At 58.0% G+C, this 1,184-nt stretch carries 1 protein-coding gene; it reads right to left on the reverse strand.

Annotated elements, in window-relative coordinates; genetic code table 11:
* Nucleotides 1-1,184: hypothetical protein (locus GH984_RS10790; RefSeq protein WP_172973233.1), on the reverse strand; the 1,184-nt coding region annotated here is incomplete at both ends.

Raw genomic sequence — 1,184 nt, forward strand, 5'->3', positions numbered from 1 at the left:
GCGCCATTCGTGGCCACCGAGTCACCACCACCGGTGTTCGAGCCGCCAGAGCTTTCCACAAAGCTATCAAGCTCGGCAATCATGGTGGAGGACTCAGTGGCCGCTACCGAGAGGCTACCGGCAGTCAAAGTAGTGCCCGTGACTAACGCGGTGGCACCTGACTCCACCTGGTTGCGCACCACCATGCCACCCGCGGCAATGGCATCTGAATCGCTGATGTTGCCAATGTCGGGAATCAGGCCACTGGCGGAAGTCTCAGCCTGCCAGAAGTCTAAGTCGAGATAATCCGTGGTTTCTGGATTGAATTCACCACTGGCACCAAGATACTTGTAAACACCCGCTGGGATATCAACCGTCTCACCGTCTACATCAACGGAGTAATCGTCTTGCACCTGAACACGATCACCAAAGGTAAGCGGGAAGCCAGAGGAACCGGTGGGTAAGGCATCACTGCTGTAATACTGCGGCGCGTTAGCCAGATCACTGGCCGTATCGAGCGTGTCACGCAGGATATCCAGCCCACCGGTGTTGGTGGTAACCGAGGAGCTCACCAACTTGGTATTAGCGTAGATACCCGCGTTGTCGGTGGCGGAGATAGTGACATCACCGGTGGCCGTGCTGTTCTCAGCAGGGCTGGTGAGTCGTGCATCGGCACCGGCCGCCACCAAATTACTGGTCAGCACAAAACCGGCGGCTGAGCCTCCAGCACCATACAGCGCTGAGGCCTGAGACTTCGCAGCATTAGACAGCGTGGCGTTAAGTTGGGCGATGTTATCCGCGCTGATCGTCAGATCGCCGCCCACGCTCAAGGTAGTGCTCGTAATCCGCGCTACTGCCTCAGCTTTATCGGCAATGCCAAAACCGGTGCCCAGCAACGCATCAATGCCCTGCGAGAGAATATCTTGGGCCTTATAACCTAGGGTGTTAAACGAGGCCGCCAGGCCCACCGCCTCATCACCCGAGGTGGTCACACTGTTGAGAAGCGCATTCAAGCGCGCATCATTAGTGGCTCTAACCGTCAGCGCGCCACCGGTGGTGACCGCGCCACCGATAATCTCGGCGGTGGCGGCACCCAGTACCAGGTTCGTCACCACCATGCCGTTGAGCGCCATACTCACGCCTTCACCCAGCGCACTACCGCCAGAAGACTCAACAATGCCCTCGGAGCTAGCATTAAGCTGCGT

Origin of the sequence: Spiribacter salilacus, from assembly GCF_009649225.1 — a bacterium.
GTDB lineage: Bacteria > Pseudomonadota > Gammaproteobacteria > Nitrococcales > Nitrococcaceae > Spiribacter > Spiribacter salilacus.